The following is a 22,872-nucleotide window of genomic DNA, read 5'->3' on the forward strand; positions in this document are numbered from 1 at the left end:
ATTAAGGCTTTTTATCATCAGTTGCCTAAGTTACCTAAGTTAACCTGAGTTCGGGTTAAGCCGGAAACAGGAGATTGCGGTCGAGGGCAATCGATGGCTTCTTTGGCTGATGGCAGTAGGCAATCAATCCGCCCAGGATGTTCACAAAGCAATTGACTGGAGAGCGATGCCGTGAATGCTCGATCTGCGAGATGTTCTTCAACTGGTCGATGATCGTTTCGATAATGGAGCGGTGACGCAACATCAACCGGTCATTCAACAGCATCAATCGCTGTTTCATGTTGCGCTTGAGTTTGGTGATGAGCTGAATGCCTGCACTTTTGAGCAGTTGTTTGGCGAGTTTTTGCGAGACATAGCCTTTGTCGGCGAACACCTTGCCGAATAACTGCTGTAACAACTTCGGGACGGGAGCACGGTCATCAGTGTTGCCCGGAGTCAGCACGATGTTGAGCAACTCACCTCGGTCATTCACCACCAGATGCAGTTTGAAGCCAAAGAACCAATCGAGCGAGGTTTTGCCGCGTGCAGCAACGTTCTCGAACACCTGGTTGCGCTCAATGCGACGGTTGTGGCAGACACTCAATGAGGTAGAGTCCATGAAGCTGATGCCGCTGCACGACCCGAAACACGAGCGCAAGTAGGCGCACATCGGCACGAGCGTCCCTGGAATCCATTCGATGAAGCGCTGGTAGCTGACTAAGCCTGGAAAGTCAGATGCCCACTCGGTCTGCACTTTCTCTTGATAATAGGCTTTGAAGTTGCGATAGCACGACTGATGAAACACTATCAGAATCGTCATAATCTCGCTCAAGCTCAGCCTGCGAGGGCGATTGCGAAGCTGAAGTCCACAGCCTAGAAGCTGCTGCTTCCAGTGCGGCTCAAAGGTGTTGCAGAAATCGTCGACGGAGCAAAACAGTTCTTCTAGACTAAGCATGAGGGCAAACTGGGCTTGAGATTTTAGCATTTTCAGCCTATCGGGTTTGCCCCTTTCTTGTCTCAATCCTTATCCCGAACTCAGGTTAAGTTACTTGAAAAAGAGACAATAAAATAAGTAACTCCAACACCAATAACGACCCTTACTACCCTGGAGTAGTAGGCTGGCATGATTCCCGGTATACCGCTTATTGAGAACTCTGTAACCTATACGTTGTAGGCTTTCTCTCGTTTTACTGTTTTCTTTGGGGTAGTAGGGGTATTAGAGGCTTGCAGCCTCTAATACCCCTCTTCTCCTATAAAGACTTCATTAAACACATGTTTTCTCAGGATTTTCAGTCCGCTGCACCTAATTTCCCGAAAGAAATAAAATACTGTTTTTCAACATCTGATTAGCCAAAGACTATTAATCAAACATCAGTTTGGGTATCAGAAGGGTCTAGATTGCCGTCCTAAAATTCACACTACACATTGGCTATCAGAATTTATTGCTTTCCTTCAAACGAAAGAGGTCGCTCGTCTAAACCAGTTTATTAAAATTTTCTAAAAAGAGCTCATGTTCTCCCCCTTCCTGGATCGGTAACAATTTCGGTTACATCAAATAGGTTTGCATCTCAAATTCCCACTGCACAAAGCTTTCAGAAAATCTATAGAGGTCTGCAAAACCTCCACCCCCAGTTCGAATCTGGGTGCCGCCTTCAAGAATTTCAAGCTCTAGAACCCAGTTCTAGAGCCTTTTAAATAAGTTAAGTTGTGCCATCAGATTGTGCCAATAGGTCAGCCGTTGTGATTTCACAAGTACGATGGTCGGGTCTTTACTATGAGCTATGCTTACCGCTGTATCTACCCTGAGAGGGATAGGCAGGGTTAGAGTCAATCAGATTTAATAAAACATCCATATGGGCATACGGCAGCATCTCAATGAAGCGTGATAAGACAGGCAAATTTATTCAAGCTTGGGATGGAGAACAAAAACACGCAGTCAAGCTATCTCTGACGAGAACTGCTTGGCAACGATTGCAGCAGCAGGCAGGAGAATTAGGCATTTCTCGTTCTGAATTGGTAGAGCATTATGCACGTCACTCGCACTATTGTTTTGCCGGAAGTAATACAGTAGATGATTGCAACACTGAGGCAAGTCGCCTACCCACTGTAGCAATGCAAAGCGTTGATCCAGGTTCTGATCAGTTGCTCATAGGACGTATATTTGCACTACAAGAAAGAAATATACGGTTACAAGAACAGATTGTTAAACTTCAGCAAACCGTCGAGAAACTTCGATCGCAACAGCAACAGGCAGATGCTCAAATCAATGAACGGAAGTGGCTAGAAGCAGCGCTCAATTTGCTGCCGACTCCGCTGATGATGGTTGATCCACAACAAATGCGAGTCACTTTCTCGAATCAGGCAGCAAATGCAATCGCAGGCGTGAATATTGCCGAGGAGGTCGGAGCAGTCTACAACGCAGACTATCATTGCACCGATGAGTTAGGGAGGTTTCTCCCGCCTGAGCAGATACCAGCTATTCGAGCTGCGCGGGGCGAGAAAATCGCTGGAACTGAAATCAACTGGCACACTCCCGTTGGCGTTTTTCCGCTCCTAGTCTACGCAGATACATTGCCTGCGATGTACGATCGACCCCCAACAAGTGTGGTTGTCTTTCAGGATATTCGCGAACGGAAGCAGATCGAGGCACAACTCAAAGAAAGCCAGCGTTTTATTCAGCAAGTTGCCGATGCGATACCCGGAGTTCTCTATATCTACGACTTGATTGAGCAGCGCAATGTTTATGCCAATCGCCAAGTCGGTGAAATTTTGGGATACACGATCGAGCAGGTTCAGGCAATGGGCAATCAATTGTTTCCATTGCTGATGCATCCCGATGATCTTGCAACGTTGCCTGCTCATCTGGAACGTTTCAATCAGGCACAAGATGGAGATGTAATAGAACGAGAATACCGAATGCGTCATGCAGATGGAGAATGGCGCTGGTTGTGGAGCCGTGATCAGGTCTTTTCTCGCACTCAAGCTGGCGCACCGCATCAAGTTCTAGGAATCTCGCACGATATTACGGATAGCAAACAAGCTGAATTGAAGCTGAAACAAGCCGAGGAAAGCCTTCAGCTTGCTCTGACTTCTGCAGGGATGGTTGCTTGGGATATGGATTTGCAAACCCATCAGGTAGTTTGCTCTCCAAACGCCCTTGAAGTTTGGGGAGTGCAAGCAGGGACGGCAGAAGACTTTTTCCGCAATGTTCACCCAGACGATCAAGACAGTTTAATTCAAGCATTAGCGCAAGCGATCGCTGGAAAAGAAGATTACTTTCATGAATACCGAGTGCTGAGTCCTGATCAAACCGTTCGCTGGTTGAGCAGCCAGGGGCGAGTTTATTTCAACCACGCGGGTCAAGCAATCCGAATGGTCGGGGTCACAACGGATATTAGCGATGCGAAGCACCGCGAAGCGGAACGCATTTGCGGTGAGAATGAACGCAAGCAAGCTGAAATCGCAGCAGCTCGATCGGCAGAGCGCACAGTTCGTCTGCAAAGTGTTACCGCCGCTCTTTCTGAAGCATTGACTCCCTGTGATGTGGCAACTGTGATTGTTAAACAAGCATTAGCTGCGCTGGGAGCTTGTCGCGGCTTGGTCATGCTGCTCAGCACCGATCAAAAGGAACTGGAACTAATTCGATCAATTGGATATTCTCCTGATGCTTTGTCAGAATGGCGACGATTTCCTGTCACGGCAGCTGTACCGCTTGCTCATGTGATTCACACTCGAACTCCTGTTTTCCTGCAATCTATCGCTGAAGCAACTACCACGTATCCTCAAGTTGCGGCTTTGCAGAACAAGATTTCATCAGGCGCGATCGCGGCAATTCCACTCATCGCTGAGGATCAGGTGCTCGGTGTGCTGGGAATTGGATTTACGGAGGCACATCCCATTTGCGAAGAGGATCGGGCATTTATGCTCGCATTAGCTCGCCAATGTGCTCAAGCGATTCGGCGATCGCAGCTTTATCAAGCAGAACAAGAAGCGCGAGCCAGCGCAGAAGCGAGCGAGAGCCGTCTCCGGTTTATGGCAGAAGCGATTCCACAGATGGTCTGGGTTGCTCAAGCGAATGGTTTTACCGAATACTACAATCAGCGGTGGTTTGAGTACACAGGCTTGACTTTAGAAGAAAGCCAAAATGCGAATGGCAGCTTTCGTCATCCGGATGATCACGATCGCTTTATCCAAGCCTGGATCAAAGCCGTGACCAACAAGGAGATTTTTCAAGCCGAGCAGCGAATCAAACGAGCGGATGGCATCTATCGCTGGCATCTATCACGGGCATATCCGATGTTAGATGAAACCGGTGAAATTGTGAAATGGTTTGGCTCCTGCACCGATATTGATAATTGGAAGCGAATAGAGCAAACCCAACGGTTTCTTGCTCAGGCTTCCCAAACCTTTGCAGAAGCAAATTTGGACTTGCAAGCTGTTTTGGACACGGTGACTCGGCTGGCCAGTGAATTCACTCAGGATGTCTGCGTTCTAAATCTGCTTGCTGATGATGGGCAATTCCTTGAACACGCCTCGTTTTATCATCCTGATTTGGAGGTTCGATCGTTTGTTGGAGAATTACTAGAGCAATATCCGCGCCGCATCACCGAAGGAATTGGGGGACGCGTGGCGCGAACAGGAGAACCTTTGTTAATGGCTGTGACTTCGCAAGAAGAATTGAGTGCTGCGATTCAACCAGAGTATCGCCTTTACCTAGAGCGCTTTCAGGTTTGCAGTGTTTTGCTGGTGCCTTTAAAGGTACAAGGAGGAACTATCGGGGTGTTGAGCCTCACCCGTCATTCTCCTGCTGATCCTCACACACAAGATGATTTAAGTCTGTTTCAGGATTTGGCAGATCGAGCAGCGATGGCGATCGCCAATGCAAGGCTGTATCAACAGGCAGAACAAGCCCGTCAGCGAGCGGAACGAAATGCCGATCGCACCGCTCGGCTTCAATCCGTGACGGCTGCTCTCTCAGAATCACTAACTCCAGTTCAAGTGGCAGAAGTCATTGCTCAACAAACCGTTGGAGTGGTCAACGCCGCCTCAGTTTTAGTCGCGCTGATCACGCCGCAGGGTAATGAGTTGGAGATTATTCACTCATTGGGCGAGAAAGCAGAGATTCCTTCCGAATGGAGACGCTTTTCACTGGCACTAAGGACACCTTTAACCGATGCTGTCCGCACCGGGCAACCCATGTGGGAAGAACCACTGGAAGAACGCATCGCTCGCTATCCGCATTTAGCAGAACAATATGCTCAAGCAAGTTATCCGGTCTGGATTTCTCTGCCGCTCATCGTTGAAGGGCGATCTATCGGAGGCATTGCTATCACTTTTACGCACCAACCTCAGCTTCGACTAGAGGATCGAGCGTTCATGCTTTCGCTCGTGCAACAGTGTGCTCAAGCGATCGCTCGTGCCCAGCTTTATGAAGCAGAACAACGAGCGAGATCCCAAGCAGAAGCCGCAAACCGAACCAAAGACGAATTTCTGGCGGTGCTGTCTCATGAATTGCGAACTCCCATGAATCCGATTTTGGGTTGGGCGAGAATTCTCCGACAAGGCAAGCTAGACCCCCAGCGAGCCGCAACTGCCTTAGCCACGATCGAGCGCAACGCGAAGCTTCAGGTTCAACTGATTGAAGATTTGCTCGATATTTCCCGCATTCTGCAAGGCAAGCTCAGAGTTAACCCCTGTCCAGTGAACCTTGCTGCAACGATCGATGCTGCACTTCAAACCGTTCGTTTAGCTGCTGAAGCAAAAGATATTCAAATTCAAACGAATATCGGTACAGAAGTTGCTAACGTTCTAGGCGATGCAGGTCGTTTACAGCAAGTCCTGTGGAATTTGCTTTCCAACGCGGTAAAATTTACGCCAGAGCAAGGTCAAATCGAAGTTCGATTAACCATTGTCCATGCCCAAGCTCAGATTCAAGTGCAAGATACAGGTAAAGGCATTCAGCCTGACTTCCTACCTTACGTGTTTGAATATTTTCGTCAAGCTGATAGCAGTAGTACTAGAACGTTTGGGGGATTGGGATTGGGATTGGCGATCGCACGTCAAATTGTTGAATTACACGGCGGGACAATTCAGGCAGAAAGTTCTGGAGAGGGACAAGGCTCCACCTTCACGGTCAGACTACCGCTTCTATCTATACCAGCGCTTCCTGAACAGGAGAAGACTTTAGCAAACAATGAACTAGCTTTACAGGAAATTCAGGTTCTTGTCGTGGATGATGAGATTGATAACTTGGAGCTAGCAACCTTCATTCTAGAGGAGGCAGGGGCTTCTGTTGTTGCTGTATCTTCCGCTCAAGCAGCGCTTGAGTGTTTCCGTCAAACAAAACCGGATGTTCTCCTTGCTGATATTGGAATGCCCGAAATGGATGGGTATCTGTTGTTGCGGTATATCCGAGCCTTAGAGGCAGAACAGGGCGATCGTCCAACTTCAGCCATTGCTTTAACTGCCTATGCGAGTGAAGCCGATCAGCAGCAAGCACGAGCAGCAGGATTTCAATGTCATTTGCCTAAACCTGTTGAGCCAGAAGCATTATTACAGGCAATTTTAGGATTAGTTCGCACCTGAACTCCGTCGTTCCTATCCAGTTCCTATTTTTCAGGCTCATTCACATGGTAGATCGGGAAACAACAAAAGAAGAATTGCTTGATGAGTTGGCCCAGTTACGCCAACGGGTTCAAGAATTGGAACAACGCGAGAAACAGTACAGGCAGCAAGAACAAGCGTTGCGAGAAAGGGAAGAGTGGGCACGGCTTGCGATTCAGGTTGGTCGGCTTGGCGGCTGGCGACTCTGTCTGGATACCAATTGCGTCGAGATAGATCAGCGAATGCGGGAAATCTGGGGTGAGCCAGAGGATACCGTCTTGATCCCATTACCAAAAGTATTAGAGCGCATACACCCCGACGATCGAGAACGAGTCGCGGCTGCGGTGAATGCTGCGATTGATCCTCAATCGTCAGGAACCTACGAGATTGAGTATCGGCTTGTTTGGAAGGACGGCACCGAACGGTGGGTGTTAGCAAACGGACAAGCCCAGTTTGAGGGAGAAGGTGGGTCTCGACGCACGGTTAATTTCTTCGGCACTGCGCTTGACATCACGGATCGTAAACAGATGGAAACGGCACTGATTGCTCAAGAACAGCGTTATCGCTATATTTTTGAAGCAGTGGGTGTTTCAATTTGGGAAGAAGATTTCTCGGAGGTAAAAGCAGCGATCGACCAACTCAAAACATCAGGAGTTCAAGATTTTCGACAGTACTTCACTGAGCATCCTGAATTTGTGCAACGAGCAGTTGAGATGGTGCGCCTGCGCGATGTCAATCAAGCATCTCTACTTCTATTTGGTGCTCAAACAAAAGCAGAGTTATTGCACTCATTGCCCCAAATCTTCACCCCCGAAACCCGTGAAGCGTTTATTGAGGAACTATTGGCGATTGCTACAGGGAGAACCCAATTTGCTACAGAAACCGTATTGCAAACCTTACAGGGTCAACAGTTGCAGGTCTGGTTTAGTATCACCTTTCCGCCTCCTTCAGAATCCTATGAACGAGTGATTGTTTCGCTTTTGGATATTACTGAGCGCAAACAGACAGAGAAAGCATTAAAACGGTATCAGTTACTCTCTGAACATAGCCGTGACATTGTGCTATATATCCGGAGAGATGGGCAAATTCTAGAAGCCAACCAAGCCGCAGTCAATGCCTACGGCTATAGCCGTGCAGAACTATTATCCCGAACTATCTCTGATCTACGATCGCCCGAAACTTACTCGTCGCTCAACGCCCAGTTTAGCCAAGCATATCAACGTGGGATTTTGTTTGAAACAGTCCACCGTCGTCAGGATGGTAGCTCCTTTCCGGTTGAGGTCAGTGCTCAAAGTACAGTCACTGAAACTGAAGCTGTGATTTTGAGTATCATTCGCGATATTTCTGAGCGCAAACAAGTTGAGGCTGAACGCGAATACTTATTGCGCTGTGAGCAGTCTGCTCGTTTAGCGGCTGAAAGCGCCGAACGTCGTGCACAGTTTATAGCAGAAGCAGGGACAGTGCTGAACTCTTCACTAGAGTATCAGTCTACGCTAAGGAGCGTCGCTCAGCTAGTTGTTCCAACACTGGCAGATTGGTGTGCCGTTGATATTCTCAATGCCGGAGGTTCCCTAGAGCGGCTTGCAACTGCTCACATTGATCCAGCTAAGGTAGAGTGGGGCATAGAGCTTCATCGTCGCTATCCACCCGATCTAAATGCTCCTCATGGGATAGCACAGGTGCTTCGTACTGGACAACCGGAGTACTATCCAGAGATTTCCGAGGAGCAGCTTATTGCTGGGGCACGTGATGCTGAACATTTACAGATTCTACGGGCACTAGGGTTAAAATCCGTCATGATAGTGCCGTTGATTGTTCGTGGAAGAACTTTAGGAGTAATTTCGTTTATCTCGGCAGAATCTGGTCATTCTTACAGTCTGGCTGACTTGTCGCTTGCTGAGGAATTGGCTCGACGCGCAGCGCTTGCTCTAGACAATGCCTACTTATATCTAGAAGCTCAGCAGGCGCAACTCCAAGCTGAAGCAGCGAACCGAATGAAAGATGAATTCCTAGCCGTTCTCTCACACGAACTTCGCACTCCAATGAACCCAATCCTAGGTTGGGCAAGATTGTTGCAGAAAGGAACACTCGATGCAGAAAGAACTGCAACTGCGCTTGCCACGATCGAACGAAATGCCCAGCTACAAGTCCAACTGATTGAAGATTTACTAGATATCGCTCGCATTTTGCAGGGTAAGTTTAGCTTGAACCCCTACCCTGTGAACCTGGCATCAACTATTGAGGCTGCGATCGAAACTGTTCGTCTAGCTGCTGAATCAAAGAACATTCAGATTCAAGCCCAATTTGAAGCGAATATGGGCTCCGTGTTAGGAGATGCAGGTCGCTTACAGCAAGTGGTCTGGAACTTACTATCGAATGCACTCAAGTTTACGCCAACAGGAGGGCAAGTCGAAATCCAATTAACCAAGATTGGCTCACAGGCTCAAATTCAAGTCAGAGATACAGGTAAAGGCATCAAACCTGAGTTCTTACCCTATGTTTTTGACACCTTTCGCCAAGCAGATAGCAGTACTACGAGAACCTTCGGTGGGTTGGGGTTAGGGCTTGCGATCGTCCGACATATTGTTGAACTGCATGGAGGAAGTGTTAAAGCAGAAAGCCTGGGAGAAGGTCAAGGCGCAATCTTTACTGTTCAGCTTCCTCTGCTGTCTGAAGCATCTCCCGAAATTAAGACAAAGACAGCCCCGCAACCTGCCCTAGCTTTAGCAGGACTTCGGGTGTTGGTTGTCGATGATGAGGCTGATACTCTAGAACTTAGTCAATTCATACTGGAGACAGCAGGCGCGATCGTCATTCCTGCTGTCTCTGCCGCTAATGCGCTTCAACAGTTTGAGCAAGCGCAGCCGGATGTCTTGGTTTCAGATATCGGTATGCCGCAAATGGATGGCTATACCTTGATTAGCCAGATCCGATCGCAGCTCCCCGAAGGTAAACAAATTCCAGCAATTGCATTAACTGCTTACGCGGGTGAGATCAATCAGCAACAAGTGTTAGCTGCCGGATTTCAGCTCCATCTAGTCAAGCCGGTTGAGCCAGAGCAATTAGTAGAGGCAATTGCACAAGTACTGCCAGATGATGCTTGATGCCGTTGGTTGATTTGAATTGATTTTATATGGGCGATGAGGGGCTCGAACCCCCGACATCCTCCTTGTAAGGGAGGCGCTCTACCAACTGAGCTAATCGCCCGATGACCGTTTAATTAATATACCAGATAATTCAGAATTGATTACGATTTGATCTAGATTTCTTTTTTACTCTACCTAATGCCCTCTGGTCGTACCCATGACAGCATCACCCTCTGGAGTTTACCGATCGTTGCCGCGACAACGTTCGGACTGACTCAGAGTGGCAATCTCACCCTGCTCGTTTCAGGTGGTTTTTTATTTGCTGGATTAATGTTTGGACCCGATTTAGATATCTACTCGCAGCAGTACAAGCGCTGGGGCGTTTTGCGGTGGATTTGGCTTCCTTATCGCCGGAGTTTAAAGCACCGATCGATTTTCTCCCACGGCGCAATCATCGGCACGATCGGACGAATTTTTTACCTCGGCATTTGGATTGCTTTATTTGCGATCGTAGCAATCGTCAGCGGCGCGATCGCTCAACAGCTTCTCGGCAACACCGTTGATTGGCAAACAACTGCACAATCGTCAGTGATAGCCACTTTCGGACAAGCGATTCAGTTCATCCAGCGGGCATCGATCGAGTGTCTAGCCTTGACGATCGGCTTAGAACTCGGTGCCATGAGTCACAGTTTGAGCGATTGGATTGGGTCTACGATCAAACGATGGAACAAGCGACGAAAGCGCTAAAGTATTGAGTGAAAATCCGGGATGTCTTATGAATTCTTCAATGTCTGAAACGCTAGAAGCGCTGCAACAGTTAATCGAAGTCGTTGCCCAACTGCGAGATCCAGTAAAAGGCTGTCCTTGGGATTTGGCGCAAACTCCACAGAGCTTAATTCCCTACGTGATTGAAGAAGCTTATGAAGTAGTGGATGCGCTCCGGAGCGCGGACGAAGCTGCGATCGCAGACGAACTTGGTGATCTGTTGCTGCAAGTGGTTCTTCAAGCGCAGGTGGCAAAAGATCAGCAGCAATTTGATCTCACAACCGTCACCAAAAACATCACCGCAAAACTGATTCGTCGTCATCCCCACGTCTTTGATAACCTCGAAGTTCAAAGCATCGACGAAGTGCATCAGAATTGGGAAAAGATCAAAGCCACAGAAAGCCACGAAGAGCCAACATTAAGCGACAAGCTGAGAAAATACGCCCGATCGCTGCCTCCTTTGATGGCAGGAATGAAAATTTCCCAAAAAGCTGCGAAAGCTGGATTTGAATGGGACTCGATCGACGGCGTTTGGGACAAGTTTCACGAAGAATTAGCCGAATTCCAGCATGCGCTTCAGCACGAAAGTAAAGCGAACCAGCAAGCAGAACTCGGAGATTTACTATTTACGATCATTAATCTGGCAAGATGGGCAGACCTTGATCCGGCTGAAGCGCTTCAGGGCACAAACGATCGCTTCATTCAACGATTAGTTCAGATGGAGAGCGTCGTCGATCGCCCTCTTTCCGAGTATTCCCTTGAAGAGCTAGAGCAGTTTTGGCAGCAGGCAAAAGCAAAATTAGCCAAGGAACGATAGGCGATGTGCGACTTTCAGGCGTAGCGAGTGGAATCTGCCAGGGTGATCGTCAAGGCGCTCTAGGAGTTTACAAAGTCGCTCTAGGAGTTTACAAAGTCGCTCTAGGAGTTTACAAAGTCGCTCCAGGAGTTTACAAACTGGCTTCAGGAGTTTACAAAGTCGCTCTAGGAGTTTTCAACCTTAGTCTTGGAGTTTACAAACTGGCTTCAGGAGTTTACAAACTGACTCCCGGAGTTTACAAATTCAGTCCTGCGGTTCACAAACTCGCTCCGGGGGTTCACAGAAACAATAAAAACTTCTAGGTGAACCAGCGACAAAAATGGCTGGAGTCCCAACAGAAACTAGGAAAAACCCTTTAACAACTCCAAAGGCTCCGATCGGTCCTGATCTGCTGAAACTTACACCTCATGAATTGAGAAAAAAGTTACACATTCCTTAATGATCGTAAAAAGGTGTAGAATTTGCCTCCTTCTCAGATACAATTATTGAAGTTTGAAGGGGAGTAGCTGCTGATTTACTCAGCCCGCTTGAATCAACATACTGGCGATGAGCCTGGTTCAAGCGACAAAGAAACACTGAAGCCTCAGTACCTTTGTAAGCGAGACTTTCACGAAGTTCACAGACTGATGTGAGCTTGGTGGAGTCATTTTTTTCCCTCGCATCAAGCTCACTCAGTTCATCCCTACATCGATCTGAGAGGAGCTTATGTTAACAGCATTTACAGCAGGTTTGTTGCTCATTACCGTTTCGGAATTGGGGGATAAGACGTTCTTTATCGCGATGTGTTTAGCGATGCGTCATTCCCGCCGATATGTGTTCGCAGGAGCAACGCTAGCGTTAGCGGCAATGACGCTACTCTCAGTGCTCTTGGGTCATTTTGCCGCACTTCTACCCGAGCAAATCGTTTATTGGAGCACGATCGCTCTGTTTGTCGGGTTCGGCTTTAAGATGCTCTACGATGCCAGCAAAATGCCCGTTGAGTGTCGCGATAAGTCGCTGGTTGCCAGCGTAGACTGTGCCTCTGATGCCGAGCGAGAAGCACTCGAAGCGGTTTCTCAAGCTGAAGCGAATCTTCGCAAAAAAACGCCGTTTGCCATCACGTTAGAGGCATTTACTTTGACGTTTATTGCTGAATGGGGCGATCGAACTCAGATTAATACAATGGTGCTTGCCGCATCGAATAATGCGATCGGCGTTACGATCGGAGCGATCCTGGGTCATGCGATTTGCTGTGCGATCGCGGTTTTCGGGGGTCGTTTGATCGCTTCGCACATCTCAGAACGCACCGTTACACTCATCGGTGGAATCCTGTTCTTCGTGTTCGCACTCGTGACCTGGTTCGAGGGCATGTAAGATACAGAATAGGCGATACAAGGTTGAACTTGTGACTTCATCCCTATCAAGATCTAAAGGGTGCTGCGTAAAATTGAGCAAGGCTAAATGTTCAAGGATTATTGAGCTTATTTTGAACATACCCAGTTAACATGACTGCCCTGCTTTAGGTTACGCTGTGTGAGCTTGTTGCATCAATTCTGCTTGCCATTCAAGATATTTAGCCTTGGCACCCTCAAAGTCAGGATCGAGGGCTAAGGTTTGCTGGATGAAGTCAATCGCTAGCTCAAGCTGGTGCAGGCGATAATGACACATTGCCATGTTGAAGAGAGTGCTAGGATCTTCACCATAGAGTTGTCGAGATTGTTGCCAATACTCCAGAGCTTCGGGGAAGTAACCCAAGGTGTAAAGCACAGTTCCCAATAGAAAAGCCAGGTCGAATTCTTCTTGAATTGGGAAATAGTTGAGCCATACTTGTTGTACAGCGGTCAAAATATCAGGATAAAGGACTTTGGGAGCATCCTTCAGCTTGCCCATCAAGGATGGAAAGGCGCTCCAGAAGATAATGAAGTCCCAGTGACTTAGGCGCAGATAGGCCAGCAGTTGAGACAGGCTTAGGGCATCGTAGTGAGAGTCGAGACCTTGATTAAAAGCCAAGAAATCATCGGGACCGCCCGTCAAGATGTGCTCATTGTAAGCTTCCTGGGTTTGAGCTAAGGATTGTTCTAAGTCGCTGAAGAGGAATGCGTTAATGGTGAAGCTGGGGCGGTAATGGGGAGTAGTGAGCCAGGTGCCGCCGAGGTGTTGAGTGTATTGCCCGATCGCATGGAAGTTGACCATCATCGAAAATGATTGACCATGAGGATTAAGACGGGGGTGGAGTCCATCCCGCAAGTCCTCAAATCGGTTATAACCCTGATCAGCAGATAGGAGCAGCAAACGTCCCTGCGCTAATTGATGGAGTTGGCGTAAGCACTTGAGAGCAGTAGAGGGAAACAGCAGAGTTGTATCGGTGAGAGTAGTCTGGTAGTTGGCTAGAATAGCATTGAAGTGAGGGTCGTTGTAATAGTTAGAGGTAGTCTCCTGGTCAATGAACGTGATGTCTAAGGAGTCGATGAGGTCAGGAGTTTCGAGGTCGGGGGTAGGGTGGCTGGTCGTCAGGGTGACAAGGCTTTCGTGAAGCTTACCGCCTTCAATCACAAAAACATCTTGGGGAATGCAGTCGAAGAAGTAGTTGGCGATCGCAATCAGAGGATTTTTCAAAGAAGTGGCGGAGATGCGCTGTCCAGAGTGAGCCAGGTAGAGACTATCGATCGCAGTTGCGTCTACTACAGAAAAGTCTAGAATACCTGCTTCGAGGAAGGGTTTTAGGTGGCCATGGTGCTGCCAGTAGTCAAGATTACTTTGGGTAAAGTCGCTCATAACATACACCACTGGAGGCAGAGAAGCTCCTAGAAGCGGCAGATGGCGTTGCAGGTAGCGCAGGCAGTAGAAGGCGAAACGACCACATCCTGCACCCAGTTCTAGAATATAGAGGGGATGGCTGGGGTCAAGTGTATGGTTCTGGAGATGATCACGTAGGTAGGCTAAGATAACTTTGGCGTAAGCGTAGGCTATAGTCGGGTTGCTAGTGGCATAGTGAGGAAGGACGCCGCTGTTCCAAGCTTGGATGCCCTGCTGATTATAAAAGTTGCGCTGGAGTTGCCATAGAAGGGATTGGGAAAAACGCTGTTGTTTTTCGAGAAGAGTGGGAGAAGAAGTTTGCATAAGAATCAGTAGGGCGAATTTTTTAGGAGGGGGAGGTCAGGCTAATTCTCATTCAACGAGCAGCCATGATCTCCTAGCCAACTTCACGATGCGGTACCTCTGCTCTAAGCGATGAAGTACTACTAAGCAATGTCAACGCTTTAGACTTGTTGTGGAATGAGCTCAAAAAAGCTTGAAAGCTGATTGGAACAAGCATTCCAGGTGATTCTGCTGCTCAATCACTGAAATCTAAGCAACTTAGGGATTTCAGTGATTTCTAGCGTTATCTCACATCACGTCCGTAAATTTAATCTTTAAAAAAGATACAGAAGATGTAGACAGTGAATCTGGTTTAAGACGCAGATCACCGTACCAAATCTCTTCCTTTTTTCCATCTTTTGTTGAACTATCTCCACCTGCACCTCCCTGCAAAGTAGCTGCTGCATCATCGGACACCTCAGACACATAGCCTTTGATGCTTTCCACTAGGGAGATAGAACGATTGATATTGTCTGTTGCATGACTCATGATGAAACCTCTTAGTTAATCAGAAACAATGGAATTACTCTAATCAACAACCGGGGAGAACTAGGGGAGGCCTTCAACTTCTAATTACTGTTTCTGCACTACTGCATAGCTCGATTAAATTACGTTGCTGTTTAAGGGGCATCGCTGCCAACTATTCCACCGAGTTTTTTCTAACTCCGCTGTACCAATCACCTATTAAGGATCTCGCCTACGATCGTTTAGCGCAGTCAGGCACTTTTGAATATAGAATGTCTCTATTCTTGTTGAGCTCACAAAGGTGTTACTCAAATGGGATTTTCTAGGTAATGTAATGTATTCCTCAAAAGATGGGAATTTTCAGATTTTGTACCTGTCGTGAAGCTGCGCTTCACAAAACCCTCCGTTACTCACAGTTCGCTTAACGAATCCTGTCATTTATCAAGTTGAAATACCCTGTTGTCCTTCAATATAGTGAAGAAGATTGCGGTGCGGCTTGTCTCGCCACCGTTGCTCAATACTATGGTCGAATCCTTGCTCTAAGCCGCACTAGAGAAGCAGTTGGAACGGGACCGCGGGGCACGACCTTATTGGGATTGCGACGAGGGGCAGAAGCATTGCAATTCCATGCTCATCAGGTACAAGCCTCACCGGAATTAGTTGATCGACTGAATCAAGCTCCTCTGCCCGCCATCATTCATTGGAAAGGCAATCATTGGGTTGTCCTCTATGGAGAGCGACGCAAGAAGTACGTGATTGCTGACCCTGCTATCGGGCTGCGTTATCTAACCCGTCAACAATTGCTTCAGGGGTGGCACAATGGCATCATGCTACTGCTGCGACCTAATGAAGAACGCTTTTACGCTCAACCAGGAGACAAAGTTAAAGGCTTCGGGCGATTCCTGAAACGAGCCTTCCCCTATCGTTGGATTTTGCTAGAGGCGATCGCAATTAACATTGTCATTGGTCTGTTAGCCCTGGTCATCCCTGTGACGATGCAGCTGCTTACCGATGATGTGCTGGTGCGAGGGGATGTGCAACTTTTAACAACGGTCGCGATCGCAGTAATCGCGATGAATTTGTTTCGCAGTGCAATCGGCTTTGTACAGTCAATTCTGATTGGTCAATTTACTGAACGGTTGCAATTTGGACTGCTTCTTGATTACGGTTACCAGCTGTTGCGACTACCCCTGTCCTACTTCGATGCCCGTCGCAGTGGAGAAGTCGTTAGCCGCATCGGCGATGTGAGACGGGTGAATGCACTGGTGTCACAACTGCTGCTGGAGGTGCCGAGCCAGTTCTTTGTGGCAATCGTTTCTTTAGGGGTAATGTTACTCTACAGTTGGCAACTGACTCTCGCATCGTTGGTGGCGTTTATGCTGGTCATTGGGATCAACCTGCTTTTTCTGCCAGCCCTACGCCAAAAAACGCGTCAGCAGATTATTGAGGGAGCCGAAAATCAGGGCTTCTTAGTAGAGACCTTTCGGGGGGCGATGGTGCTGAAGACAACACAGGCGACCCCTCAAGCCTGGAATGAATATCAACGCAACTTTGGTCGTCTGGCAAATCTCAACTGGAGCACCCTGAAGTTAGGACTTTACAGCAGTACCGCAACGGGGGTTCTCTCCAATCTCGCTACTATAGGGGTACTATGCTTTGGCAGTTTTTTTGTGATTAACAAGCAACTGAGCATTGGACAACTGATTGCCTTCAATGGCATGAGCGAAAACTTCCTCGGCTTTCTGGCGTTGCTGGTGGGAGTGGTAGATGAATTGATTACAGCTCAAGTTGTCATCCAACGCCTCTCAGAGGTGCTAGATGCCACACCAGAAGACGATAATCTGAATAAAAAGCCTTGGGTAGCCATTCCGGGTACAGCAGACATCCTCTGCAAAGATCTCAACTTTCACCATTCGGGTCGAGTGGATTTGCTGAAAAACTTTAACTTAAAGATTCGAGGGGGGAAGGTTATTGCTTTGATTGGCGAGTCAGGCTGCGGCAAAAGTACCCTAGCAAAATTGCTAGCAGGACTGTACCTGCCTCAATCCGGCAATATTCGTTTGGGTTCCTATAATCAGCAAGATTTGTCGCTAGAATGCCTGCGGCAGCAGGTTGTATTGGTACCGCAAGAGCCTCACTTTTGGAGTCGATCGATTTTGGAAAACTTTTGTTTTTCTTTTCCTGACGCATCCTTTGAGCAAATTGTCGCTGCTTGTCAAATGGTAATGGCAGATGAGTTTATTAGCGAACTGCCCGATAAATATCAAACGGTGTTAGGTGAGTTCGGTGCAAATCTCTCCGGTGGGCAACGGCAACGGTTAGCGATTGCTCGGGCAATGGTTAACAATCCACCTGTGCTAATTCTGGATGAATCCACTGCTGCCCTTGACCCGTTGCTAGAAAATCGTGTACTAGACAAGCTACTGTTTCATCGTCAGGACAAAACCACTATTATCATCAGCCATCGTCCCCGTGCAATTTTACGAGCCGATTGGGTGGTCTTTCTAGAGCAGGGTGAGTTAAAAGTGCAGGGTACCCCAGACGATCTACTTCAAATTCCAGGCAATCATTTGAACTTCCTCAGACCTTAATTAAGTATGAGATTTCAGCGGAGGAAATTGCACGGCTTGCCCCTCAGAAATAATTTAGTCATTAACCGTGTCTCTCCCTATGACCGAGATTAAACGACCTCTCCAATCAGAAGAAAAACCTATTTCATCCCTCTATGCTGCTCAGCCTAATGAATTTCTGCCACCCATTGGTCAGTGGACGACAGTAGGGGGATTGGTGCTGCTCGTTGGGTTTGCGGGAGCTATTCTGTTATCTGCTGTTCTGCCTTACAGGATGGTAGTGCAAGCCGCCCAAGCTAAGGTCCGTCCAGCGGGTGAACTGCGGTTGGTTCAAGCAGCAGGAGAGGGCAAAGTTGATCGTATTGAAGTCCGCAGTAATCAGACCGTCCAAGCAGGGCAAACAATTGCCTATATTGACGATACCCAAATTCAAATTAAGAAACGGCAACTTCAAGACAGTATTGCCCAGATGGAGCAGCAATTGCGGCAGAATCAGGCGCAACTCCAAGCTATCAGTCAACAAATCGTAGCTGCAACCGAGCAGTCAAACCGTACCGTTGCAGGGGCTGAAGCGGATCTTAACTTGAATCAGCGCATCTATCAGGATCGTCAAATCACAGCGGTTGCTGAATTGCAGGAAGCAGAAGCAGCACTGGCTTTAACACAGGAAGAGCTGAATCGATATCGCGGATTAGCGCAAATTGGAGCGATAGCTGAGTTGCAAATCCGAGAGAAGGAAACAGCTATGAAAATTGCCAACGCTCGACTAGAACGTGTAAAAACAGCGTTGAATCCCAGCAATGCAGCGGTGAAAAAAGCCAGAGAACGGATTGGGCAAGAAGAGGCACAGGGAACTGCTGCGATCGCTCGCTTAATGCAGGAGCAAGCTCAACTAGGACAGCAACGCAAAGAGGTTGAAACTAAACTAAGCTACGATCGACAAGAACTACAACAAATAGAAACCCAAATTCAATCGACTATTATCCGTGCGCCGATTTCCGGCATTATTCAGGGTCTAACACTCCGCAATCCCGATCAGATTGTTCGAGTTGGCGATACCATTGCCCAGATCGCTCCCAAGCATGATGAGTTAGTCGTGAAAGCGTTAGTCTTTCCTCAGGATATTGGTAAGGTTGCAATCGGGCAGTCAGTAGAGATGCGTGTTTCAGCCTGTCCCTATCCTGATTATGGTATCCTGAGAGGAATTGTCCAATCGATTTCACCAGATGTGGGATACCTAGAGAAGCAATCTAGCTCTGGCTCAGTCGATGCCGAATCGTCATCTCAACAGAGACTTTATGAGGTGACGATTCAACCGATCCAACTGATGCTAACTAACGGTAAGCGAGAATGCGTGATTCAATCAGGTATGGAAGGACAGGTTAGTATTATTTCGCAACAGGAAACAGTACTGCAATTCATCCTTAGAAAATCGCGACTTATAAGTAATATTTAGGGATTTAAATTATTCTTTAGTCATAGGTTCCTTAAAAAGCTTCAAGGTTTGGGTGATCGATAGAAGCGTTACTGTAGTTGTTCTTGACGCATCAGTCGATCTTTTTCTTTATGTAGTTAAACAAAATACAGCAACTTGAGAGTCAAACAGGGAAGGTCAACTTACAAACGAGCAGAATTAGTAAGACTAGAATTTGGGAAGAGAATAATAGCAAGTTGAGAAATGCTGCGAAGACTAATGCTGCGAAGATTAAGGAAAGAACAGTAAGAGAGTAAGAATTGCGCCACTTTTTGACTCAACTGAGTAAATTAGCGAAGTAGCAGTTGAAGAATAGCGCCATGAGTTGGGCACATGAAGAATTAGAGTCAGTGAATTTAGGCAATCAGCGCTTGAATCGAGGGTTGGTGGGGATCGTGGAAGATTTAGCGGCGCGTCAAGAATCAAATGTGCCGCAAGCGAGTCGCTCCCCAACGGTGTTTCAGAAAGTTTGCTCAGATAACTGTCCAACCGCTCTAGCTTCTTAGTTCTAACAGCGTTAATATCTAGAATTCTCCCTGAATCCGCCCTAATTCTCGCGATACATCATTGTGCGCGTGGCTTTCGGTATAGAAAATGCCGAATCGTTTAGCAACGATCTCTCGGCAGGCCTTACCCGATTTTCTGAGGCTCTTTGCAGGGTAACCGCTCTGTCAGCTTACAAACTTGTTTAGAAGCTTTACCGCCTGTCATGTTCAATCCTCTGTAAGTCCTACTTTTTCCTTGATTCTAGAGGGCTTTTTAGGTGCAGTCGCGTTCCGTTAGTACAAAAGCACAATAGAATCCATGTGTGAGACATCGATATTAAAGACTTACACATCAACATTTCACACACCTAGGAAAACAAGCCTGATTGCAAAAACCAAGCCGCGATGCTCCTATTATGTTGTGTTTCGATTTTAGAATTTTTTGGGGATTCCTGAAACTCAGAATCCCGAAATCTATGGGCGATACTGGATTCGAACCAGTGACTTCATCCCTGTCAAGGATGCACTCTACCACTGAGTTAATCGCCCGTGATTAAATACAATATCAAACTGCTGAGATATTGTCTAGTCTTTAAATCTGAGAACTCCAATCGATTTGAAGTTCTCAGCGAAAATTAGACCGAATCGGGCTTCCGAACTCGTTCTTCGATATCTTCCAGCGTCTTGAGAACAAGGCGTTTTGCTTGCAGTCTCCAGCCGATTTTCTGAACTTGAAATGCGATTGCACCTCCCGCGATCGTGGCAATAAAATCGAGCGGTTGTGACATCGAAATTCCGAGCAGCAAGCCCAATCCCGCAATTCCCCAAAACGGAAGGGCAACGGTCTGACGCTGCTCCTCAATCAGTTTGTTGATTGGATCGGTTGGTATGTCCGCTAGAAGTTGCTCTTTAACCTGTTTTTGCTCTGCTGCCGACACGGATAAACCAATTTTTTGGCGTAGCTTTTCGATTTTGCGGGCATCGGTGCTGTATTGCGTCAGTTCATCTTCTGCCATCAGGATCAAGCGATCGTACTGTCCCATTCTTTTTACCTAACTTGCCTCTTTTATTCTTCATCAAAATCTTGCTTTCAACGCTGCCGATCGCACTCCAATCGCGATCGCACCCAATGCCAAAATTCCCATGATTCCGGCTAACGGATTGCGATCGATCCCCGTTACCCAGGCTGGAACCCGATGCGAGACGGTAATCAACTGTCCCACGTTCACCAGGTAATAGCCCCAAACTAAACCTGCATGAAACCCGATCGACCATCCTAACCGTCCCTGTGTGGCTCGCTTCCCCCACACCAAGATCAGCCCCAGAATCAGCAGCGCCGGAAATTGAGGGCGAATTCCATGTACCAGCGCAAAGAGGATGCTGCTCGTGCAAAGCGAGACGCTAGCAGAATATCCTCGATCGAGTTCACTCAACAACCAACCCCGAAATAGTAATTCTTCGGCAAACCCGATCGCGATCGCCATCACGCCACCTTCTAGAGCGATTCGCAGGAAGGTACTCGAAGGAGTTTGCCACTGCACCCAACCCAAGATTCCTGTAAGCACAAATAGGAGAAACAGGCTGCCAAAGCCGATCGCTAATCCCTGCAAAAGATTTCTGAAATTCTGGCGCGGCTGTCTCAATCCGTAAGTTCTAAACAAAGGCTCACGATAGACAAACCACCCCCAAAATTTGACTAAAACAATAAATTCTAGATACAGAACAACAAGCGTCAAAATTGAAGCGAGATTTCGAGCCGCATCGGTTGTGCCATAAAACACGCTGATCGCCCATTCGATCGGAAGTTTCAGCGGTAGCCACAGCACCAACAGCGTCAACAAAAACAGCCCAATCCGAATCGGAGTTGGGCGGTGAGAAATAACAGCAAAATTAATTTTCAAGCAGCGTTGGGGTTATTCGTCAGGCTCGATCGTACTATCCAACCCTTTCATTTTCAGCGTCTCGCTGTAAAACTCTGCGTGTTCCTGAGCGCAAGTAATCACCAAGCCCACACCACTGTTATGAGTTTCCATCATGATATTGACGGCTTGCGGCTGAGTCAGGCTTGGAACCGTTTCCATCAACGCCTGTACTACATATTCCATCGTGTTGTAATCGTCGTTATGTAGTAAAACACGGTAGCGCGGCGCAAGTTTTCGAGTTGTTGAACGCTTTTCAATGGTCTCAACAGACACAGTTCTATCCTCTCCGTTAGCGATTAGGGGTCAAGTTAATGGACAGAAGATTCCCACCCAACTGAGCGTCATAACTGAGCGTCATGATTTCAAGGGCGAACTGAGACAACAGTTCAACACGCCATTCGGGTAGAAAAGTAATGTGCACGATCGTCTCTAGCTTAGCGATTCTTCACGATGTGCATCGCTTTTATTCTAGCCATATCGCCCCGAATCGATCAATCAGAACTGGAGTAGCGGATTATTGAATCAAAATTTTAGAATTGAAGCTAGCTCGATCAGATCTTCTCTTATGGTTGATAGTTTCCAGCAATTCAATTTTCAACCTTACCAAATCGTTTTTCTCGAACATGCCCACTCGCGCCTGTATGCTGAGGTGGTGCAGTATGTAAAGACGAGACATTTGTGCTGGGTACGACCGATCGCGCTAGTCACGGCTCCGGAGTGCGTTAGTTGGACAGAGTACGATCGCTTAACCGTGCAAAACCTTCAGGATGGCTCTGATTTAATGTGTCCTGCCACTTTATTTCAAGAAGCATTAGATGTCGAAGTATTGCCCTTACTGGCTCGGCTTGGCGCAGAGTTTAAAGGTAAAAATCCGCTCTCTCATCGTTATCTGCATCAATTTATTCACGACATCTGGCAAGCGCGTCCAGAGCTATTTGGGAAAGAATCCTAATTTTTTAGCATCTACAAATTGATATTCTCTAGAGTCGTGAAAGGATCAGCCTAACTTAGAAAAGGTATAAATTTGTATAAATTTCTACACTTTACTAACATAACCCTTTACCGGGAAACTTAAACAATCATTGCGATCGAATAAAGTTTCTGCAAATTTCCAAAGCTTTTCTGGCGGTTGTAAAGAGAGTCCAGTTATCGTCAGAGCGTTCACAGGAAAATCGTGTTTGAGATCGAAGGGTAATTAGAGTTATGCAGAGTTTGCTCGTCCATTCCCAAGCTGCCATCATTCGTCCTTGCGGCTCCCTTAACGCTGCAAATGCCGCAGAATTGCGACAGCAACTCCAGACAGCCGTGTTGTCTGAGAAAAATAATGCTCTGTTGATCGATATGAGTCAGGTAGAGTCGCTCGACAGTGCCGGATTGATGGCATTGGTTTCGGCGCTAAATCTGGCGCAAGAGAATCGGAAGCGGTTCAGCCTCTGTGCTGTCAGCGTGCCAGTCCGAATTGTGTTTGAACTCACCCAGCTCGATCGCGTCTTCGAGATCTTTGAGAACGTTGCTGCATTTGAACAGACAACCGCTTAGATAGGCTTGATTGCCTTGCTTTTGGACAGGCATCGAACGATCGTCGATAT

Annotated in this window: 17 protein-coding genes and 2 tRNA genes; 11 read left to right on the forward strand and 8 right to left on the reverse strand. The window is 47.5% G+C overall.

All coding sequences use genetic code 11. The features are described 5' to 3' along the window. Positions 1-55: 55 nt before the first annotated feature. Positions 56-934 carry an IS982 family transposase gene (locus tag H6F51_01155; protein ID MBD1821130.1) on the reverse strand — a complete coding sequence of 293 codons (879 nt, stop codon included), beginning with the start codon at positions 932-934 and terminating at the stop codon, positions 56-58. Positions 935-1,854: 920 nt separating this feature from the next. On the opposite strand from H6F51_01155, the gene H6F51_01160 reads away from it, so the two are divergent. Both H6F51_01160 and H6F51_01165 read left to right on the forward strand, forming a co-directional pair. Beyond that, entirely contained in the window at positions 1,855-6,564 is a 4,710-nt protein-coding gene (locus H6F51_01160; GenBank protein MBD1821131.1) for a PAS domain-containing protein, read from the forward strand. A 44-nt stretch (positions 6,565-6,608) separates the two neighbouring features. Continuing rightward, on the forward strand, positions 6,609-9,686 hold the full coding sequence (locus tag H6F51_01165) for a PAS domain S-box protein (GenBank protein MBD1821132.1): 3,078 nt from the start codon (positions 6,609-6,611) through the stop codon (positions 9,684-9,686). 30 nt (positions 9,687-9,716) lie between these two features. Here the strand turns inward: H6F51_01165 and H6F51_01170 are convergent. Then, positions 9,717-9,789, reverse strand: a tRNA-Val gene (locus H6F51_01170). Between the two features lie 77 nt (positions 9,790-9,866). Here H6F51_01170 and H6F51_01175 point away from each other — a divergent pair. From H6F51_01175 to H6F51_01190, 4 genes are all read left to right on the forward strand, one after another. Beyond that, complete coding sequence (locus tag H6F51_01175) at positions 9,867-10,415, forward strand: metal-binding protein (protein MBD1821133.1); 549 nt, start codon at positions 9,867-9,869, stop codon at positions 10,413-10,415. Positions 10,416-10,455: 40 nt separating this feature from the next. After that, positions 10,456-11,250: a nucleoside triphosphate pyrophosphohydrolase gene (gene mazG / locus H6F51_01180; GenBank protein ID MBD1821134.1), complete on the forward strand. Its 795-nt coding sequence runs from the start codon at positions 10,456-10,458 to the stop codon at positions 11,248-11,250. Between the two features lie 5 nt (positions 11,251-11,255). Further along, complete coding sequence (locus H6F51_01185; protein ID MBD1821135.1) at positions 11,256-11,552, forward strand: hypothetical protein; 297 nt, start codon at positions 11,256-11,258, stop codon at positions 11,550-11,552. 403 nt (positions 11,553-11,955) lie between these two features. Beyond that, positions 11,956-12,603 carry a TMEM165/GDT1 family protein gene (locus H6F51_01190; GenBank protein MBD1821136.1) on the forward strand — a complete coding sequence of 216 codons (648 nt, stop codon included), beginning with the start codon at positions 11,956-11,958 and terminating at the stop codon, positions 12,601-12,603. Between the two features lie 150 nt (positions 12,604-12,753). On the opposite strand, the gene H6F51_01195 is transcribed toward H6F51_01190, so the two are convergent. Further along, entirely contained in the window at positions 12,754-14,349 is a 1,596-nt protein-coding gene (locus H6F51_01195; protein ID MBD1821137.1) for an SAM-dependent methyltransferase, read from the reverse strand. A 267-nt stretch (positions 14,350-14,616) separates the two neighbouring features. Further along, positions 14,617-14,856 carry a hypothetical protein gene (locus tag H6F51_01200; GenBank protein MBD1821138.1) on the reverse strand — a complete coding sequence of 80 codons (240 nt, stop codon included), beginning with the start codon at positions 14,854-14,856 and terminating at the stop codon, positions 14,617-14,619. Positions 14,857-15,278: 422 nt separating this feature from the next. Here H6F51_01200 and H6F51_01205 point away from each other — a divergent pair, with 422 nt between their 5' ends. From H6F51_01205 to H6F51_01215, 3 genes are all read left to right on the forward strand, one after another. Further along, positions 15,279-17,423, forward strand: coding sequence for a peptidase domain-containing ABC transporter (locus H6F51_01205; GenBank protein MBD1821139.1), 2,145 nt, complete (start codon positions 15,279-15,281; stop codon positions 17,421-17,423). Between the two features lie 79 nt (positions 17,424-17,502). After that, a complete protein-coding gene (locus H6F51_01210; GenBank protein MBD1821140.1) occupies positions 17,503-18,858 on the forward strand; it encodes an HlyD family efflux transporter periplasmic adaptor subunit in 1,356 nt (451 codons plus the stop codon). Positions 18,859-19,196: 338 nt separating this feature from the next. Then, on the forward strand, positions 19,197-19,382 hold the full coding sequence (locus tag H6F51_01215; GenBank protein MBD1821141.1) for a hypothetical protein: 186 nt from the start codon (positions 19,197-19,199) through the stop codon (positions 19,380-19,382). Positions 19,383-19,838: 456 nt separating this feature from the next. Here H6F51_01215 and H6F51_01220 read toward each other — a convergent pair. From H6F51_01220 to clpS, 4 genes are all read right to left on the reverse strand, one after another. Next, positions 19,839-19,910: transfer RNA gene (locus H6F51_01220), tRNA-Val, on the reverse strand. Positions 19,911-19,996: 86 nt separating this feature from the next. Beyond that, a complete protein-coding gene (locus H6F51_01225) occupies positions 19,997-20,404 on the reverse strand; it encodes a hypothetical protein (protein MBD1821142.1) in 408 nt (135 codons plus the stop codon). 33 nt (positions 20,405-20,437) lie between these two features. After that, complete coding sequence (locus tag H6F51_01230; GenBank protein ID MBD1821143.1) at positions 20,438-21,262, reverse strand: CPBP family intramembrane metalloprotease; 825 nt, start codon at positions 21,260-21,262, stop codon at positions 20,438-20,440. Between the two features lie 12 nt (positions 21,263-21,274). Continuing rightward, positions 21,275-21,556: an ATP-dependent Clp protease adapter ClpS gene (gene clpS, locus H6F51_01235; protein ID MBD1821144.1), complete on the reverse strand. Its 282-nt coding sequence runs from the start codon at positions 21,554-21,556 to the stop codon at positions 21,275-21,277. 292 nt (positions 21,557-21,848) lie between these two features. Between clpS and H6F51_01240 the strand changes: the two genes are divergently transcribed. Together H6F51_01240 and H6F51_01245 are read left to right on the forward strand one after the other, a co-directional pair. After that, on the forward strand, positions 21,849-22,235 hold the full coding sequence (locus H6F51_01240; GenBank protein ID MBD1821145.1) for a hypothetical protein: 387 nt from the start codon (positions 21,849-21,851) through the stop codon (positions 22,233-22,235). Between the two features lie 251 nt (positions 22,236-22,486). Continuing rightward, positions 22,487-22,822 (forward strand): STAS domain-containing protein, encoded by a 336-nt coding sequence (locus H6F51_01245; protein MBD1821146.1) that lies wholly within the window; start codon positions 22,487-22,489, stop codon positions 22,820-22,822. The last annotated feature ends 50 nt before the right edge of the window (positions 22,823-22,872 follow it).

The sequence above is a fragment of the Cyanobacteria bacterium FACHB-DQ100 genome (assembly GCA_014695195.1).
GTDB lineage: Bacteria > Cyanobacteriota > Cyanobacteriia > Leptolyngbyales > Leptolyngbyaceae > Leptolyngbya.